Origin of the sequence: Salinactinospora qingdaonensis (assembly GCF_039539445.1) — a bacterium.
Classification (GTDB): Bacteria; Actinomycetota; Actinomycetes; order Streptosporangiales; family Streptosporangiaceae; genus Salinactinospora; species Salinactinospora qingdaonensis.
Genome location: NZ_BAABDD010000059.1, coordinates 1 through 3,477, shown reverse-complemented (window position 1 = coordinate 3,477; position 3,477 = coordinate 1). Strand labels below are relative to the sequence as shown.

3 protein-coding genes are annotated in these 3,477 nt (G+C 65.4%); 1 reads left to right on the top strand and 2 read right to left on the bottom strand.

What is annotated here, in order from left to right; all coding sequences use genetic code 11:
- Positions 1-496, bottom strand: a 496-nt coding sequence (locus tag ABD848_RS24700) for a hypothetical protein (RefSeq protein ID WP_344977557.1), incomplete at its 3' end; no start/stop codon positions are given.
- Positions 497-1,586: 1,090 nt separating this feature from the next.
- On the opposite strand from ABD848_RS24700, the gene ABD848_RS25160 reads away from it, so the two are divergent.
- Positions 1,587-1,787, top strand: a complete 201-nt coding sequence (locus ABD848_RS25160) for an integrase core domain-containing protein (protein WP_425567707.1) — start codon at positions 1,587-1,589, stop codon at positions 1,785-1,787.
- 36 nt (positions 1,788-1,823) lie between these two features.
- Here ABD848_RS25160 and ABD848_RS24695 read toward each other — a convergent pair.
- The coding region (locus ABD848_RS24695; protein ID WP_344977554.1) for a TIGR04141 family sporadically distributed protein at positions 1,824-3,477 on the bottom strand (1,654 nt) is incomplete at its 5' end.

Sequence of the window (3,477 nt, the reverse complement as noted above, 5' to 3'; positions counted from 1 at the left end):
GGTCCTGCTCTTGGGAGGTATCGGCGCGTAGGCCCTCCAGATGCCGGAGAAACGCACCGTCAACGTGGATACGTCGGTCGAGATGCCCCATGGCGGCGACCAGCTCTGGCCGCAGGGCCGAGAGGTAGTTGATCCGGTGCACATCCCGTTCTGCCTCCGTGATCATTCGGCGCACGTTCGCGGCGTAGGTATGCGACAGCGCGAGCGCGTCCTCTGCGGAGTCGATCGCCGCTTCGAGACGGCCACTCTCGGTCTGCGCCCGCATGACGGCGATCACGGCCTCATGTTCGTCTTCCAGGGACCGGTTGGTCGCGATGAGGAGCAGCATGACCGCCGTGTTGTCGACGTTGACGTAGAGCGTCTCGCCGTCCGACGCGATCGTTTCGTACAGAACCCGCGCCTTGAGGGGGCGTCGTCCACTCGTTGTCAGGGTCGGCGTACTCGACGGAGAAGTACGGGGTGGGCTCCTCGTGGCGGAGCAGATGGTCCAGGACATGCACGGCGACCCGCTCATGCTCGCCGTCCGGCCGGCTGGGCGCCATCGCCGCTGTCGCCCGCGTCATCTCCGCGAGGAGGGTTTCGCGGGCGACGCCGAGGTGGCCGTCCAGCCTCGATGACAGCGCGATCCTGTCGACCGTGAACTGAGTCAGGGAGATGAAGTCATAGGCCGACCAGTCGATCTTCGACGGGTTGCGCCCACGGTTCACGTGAAGCTCGAAAATAGGCGACAGATGCGCCAGTGCGCGACGCCGAGGCGCGGCACTGCCGATAAGCGAAGGAGCCACGCCTTGAGTCATGGCAGACGGCTCCGACCATGTCGGGCAGCACACCATGCCCGTGGAGACTCGTGGAAGGACTTTGCGTGAGGATTGTTGATCATGGGCTGCCCCGAAGAGATGCGCCGGATAGCCACGGCTCCTGCACATCAGACGATAAGCCTCCGCAGGGACACAAGAAGAGGAATTCCAGGAATCGGCGGTACAGGGGAAGAGTCGACCTCACGCTTCCTCGTCAACCGGGAATCCTCGGGGCCGTGCCGTTTTCTTATCGGTCTACGGCGCTGGAGGCACCGGGGTCGAGCTGGCACGGGCCATGGCCGCCTCGACGCCGGCCCCGGCAAAGCCTTCGCGCAGACCGCGTAGCCGGGCCTAGGCCCGAGGGGGTGGACTTGGGTCAGGGGCCTGTTTACGCTCGTCGAGTCCCTTGGCCTGGGCCAGGTCAACGGGCGCACCCCCGCGCCCCCTCGGCGGTGGGGTAGTGAGCACCAGCTTGGCGACACAGTAGCAGCAGTGGTGGGAGGCGTCGCGGCGCCGGCGAGCTCGCGGCCTCCACCGGGTTTTGTGGAGTTTCTCTTGACCAGGGTTTACTCTCTGGTGTTTAAAGAGTCAGGGAGCTATGCCCGCACCACGTACGTCCCCTGAGGAGCTTGGGAGCCGTGCGCGCGATCGGCACCAGCGCCCGTCCGCTCCCGCATGTGGCCCAGGATTTAGGGAGTCACCGCGAGGCATTGCGTAACTGGGGCCGCCAAGGGTAAGGCCGACACAGGCCCGCGTGAGGGCCGGCTCACCACCGCCGAGCGCGAGGAGCTGCGGCGACTGCGTAAAGACAACGCCGAGCCCATCGAACACGACGGCCTGTGGGCCACCAAGTCTCAGGGCAAACATGCCTTAGTGACGTGGGTGGGTTGGTACAACCACCAACGCCTGCACTCGGTGTTGGACTATCTCCCACCCATCGAATACGAACAGCACCATCACCAACAAACAGCGGTCCGGAAAGCCTCCTGAAACAACCGCACCGGACCCCACAGAACCCGGGGCAGTTCAGCCGTTGTGCCTGATGGCGACGACCTCAACGGTGATTCCGCACCGGCGCAGCGCCACGGCGGTGCGGTACAGCTCGACCTGAGCCAGGGGGTAGAGGTTGTCGACGGTGACATCGGAGTGCTTGGCCAGTCGGATTCCGAAAACGACGGTCCTCGGCTGGAAGCCAGAAAGGTCGCGCTCAGGAGCCATGGAGGCCACAGTGTTGGCGAACCACTCGTGGGCCTGCTTCTCGTAGTGCAGACTCTCCACGGCCGACTTGGCCTGGTTGAACAGGTGGCTCAAGCCCGCGGCTGAGGATGCCTGCTTGACGTGGACCAGCTCGTTGCCCGGACCCAGTAGGTCGCACAGCTCAATCCCATTGCCGGAATGGACATCGGTGTGGGCGAGGTTCTTGTCCAGGCACAGGTAGCCGGGCTGCGTCTCGGCGACGTGCCTGTTATAGGCGGCCTCGGGCGACTCCCGGTCGTACCTGTACGCCAGCCAGTCCGGCCATTCGGGGAGGTCCACCGATGACCCTTTCGCCAGGAGGTCTGCGGTCTCACGGCGGACCTCCTCCAGGTAGCGGGGGCCGTACTCATACCAGCGCCCGTCTCGCAGCACGTACATCTCGCTGCCCGGCGCTACCGTAGCCTCGATCCAATAGCACAGGTTGCGGTGCTCGGCGATCTCCCGCTGACCGTTCGCGTCCTCGAACAGCCTGATCCAGCCATTCTTGAGCGCCTGAGCGAGCGTCCCCTTCTTCAGGTGGCGAAGCCGCGCCGAAAGATCCTCTTCCCGGAATTCACTGCGCAGGGGGCACGACACGGGCCCGATGCGGACCTGGAAGGACCGCGTCTCATTGAGCTGGTCGAAGACGTCCAGCGGCGGCGAGATCGCGAGCCCGATGGACTCCGGCTCGCGCAGCCCGTCCTCGACTAGCGACCAGAGCACCTCGATTTTCTCAGGGGAACGGACCTCTTTGCGGTCCTCCAGGAACCGCATCTCCTCCTGCACATAGCGCTCTTCCACGGTCGCGGCGATGAAGCGGATGTCGTTGACGAGGTCGACCTGGTCGACACCGAGATGGGTACGAATGCCGTCCCCGCATTCGACGAACCGCGCCTTCTCACCGCCACGCGCAGCGGTGAGCTCATTCAGTCCGCACCTGGCTTTGAGCCGGTTCACCAATTCCCTTTCATGGCGAAGTCCGAAGGTGCGCACCTCTTGGCCGCGCGGTACGTGGATACTGCCGTACCGGTTCACGGTGTCCATGTCGCGGGTGTTCACCGTGGCCACGGTGGCCGGGTCGAGAGCACATGCGGCGAACGTGCGCCCGAACTCCGGGTCCCTGAGGTCTCTCGGGATGAAGTGGTGCCCACCGCCGTAGCCGAAGGCGTAGACGACGTTGTCCACCGCGACGAGGACGGCGACGACCGGAGAAGTCGCGCGCAGGTCCAGGTCGATCGCGGTGGTCCGAACCGCGTCGGCCTGCCAGTCGGGCGGGCGCTCGCCGCCGCGCATCCCGTACAGCACCACCGCGGGCATCGTGGCGATGCGGGTGGCCCTGAGGTCGAGCTGTTGGCGGGCGGTTCCAGCTTCGTCAAAGACCGCACACATACTCCGCTCGTCTGCTTCCACACCGGTCAGCCGGTACAGCGTGACCTCGCGGACG